Origin of the sequence: Isoptericola sp. NPDC056134 (assembly GCF_042264825.1) — a bacterium.
Classification (GTDB): domain Bacteria; phylum Actinomycetota; class Actinomycetes; order Actinomycetales; family Cellulomonadaceae; genus Isoptericola; species Isoptericola nanjingensis.
In genome coordinates this window covers 3063-4004 of the sequence record NZ_JBHJVM010000054.1, presented here as the reverse complement: position 1 = coordinate 4004, position 942 = coordinate 3063, and the positions used below count along the sequence as shown (strand labels likewise).

Annotated in this window: 1 protein-coding gene; it reads right to left on the bottom strand. The window is 64.9% G+C overall.

What is annotated here, in order from left to right; translation table 11 throughout:
- Positions 1–942, bottom strand: a 942-nt coding sequence (locus ACFCZN_RS21145; protein WP_430558069.1) for a hypothetical protein, incomplete at both ends; no start/stop codon positions are given.

Sequence of the window (942 nt, the reverse complement as noted above, 5' to 3'; positions counted from 1 at the left end):
GTCCGAGGACTCGAGGCGTCGCAGGAGCGTCTCGTAGGTCTCAACTGCAGCCCAGCTGACGCCGTAGGCGTTGCCCAGCCACACCTCCACCAGTGCAAGCAGGTACTTGGTGCGGACACTCTCGGGCACTTCGCCGCGCTCGCCCACTAGTCCGGCGAGCGTGCGGGCCGGCGCCGGCTCGCTGTGGAAGTTGTTCCAACCGTGGTGTGCTGCCAGCAGGGCATCGATCGCTGCGTCTACCTCGACCGCCCGCTCTTTCTCCGGAAGGTATGCCGCTCCGCCGACGAGGTCGAGGAGTTCGCGGGCAGAGGTTGCCTGGGCGGTATCGAGGCTGGCGAGGAATCGGCCGTAGCGAAGGCCAAAACCGTTGCGTGCATCCTCGCTCACGTAGGGCCACAGGAGAGGCCACAGGGTCCTGACGTTGTCGGCGACCAAGGGAACCCGTGTCGGGTCGACGTAGAGCCCGAAGAGACCTGCCCCGATCGCGTCGGCGCGCTCGGGTGGCAGATCCTCGAAGAAGGCAGCCGTGCTGGTCGCGGTGGCTTGGTCGATCGGCTGTTGCTTCACGTTGCCGAGTAGGCGCTTGGTCTCGGCCGTTATCGTGTCGTACGGCAGCATGATGACCTGGCGGATGCACGTTTCGAGCCATCCAGCGAGCAGGAGCCCGGTGATCTCGACGTGGTTGGGATGGGCCGCGGATGCCCAGTTCCTCATGTACCGGATGTGATCGAGCTGAGCGTGCCCAGTCTGCGAGAGCAGGCCGATCTGAAGGGACGCGCGCAGGAGATCAACGTCCTCGACCTTCGCGAGGTCGTCTTCCGTCGAAAGGTGTTTGCGTCGATCGGGCGACGGCACTGCGATCTCGTAGAAGTACGCGAGGTCGTATGCGGCGACGCGCCGACGAAGTTCGCCAACCGTCTCGTTCCAGAGGTAGTTCAGAGC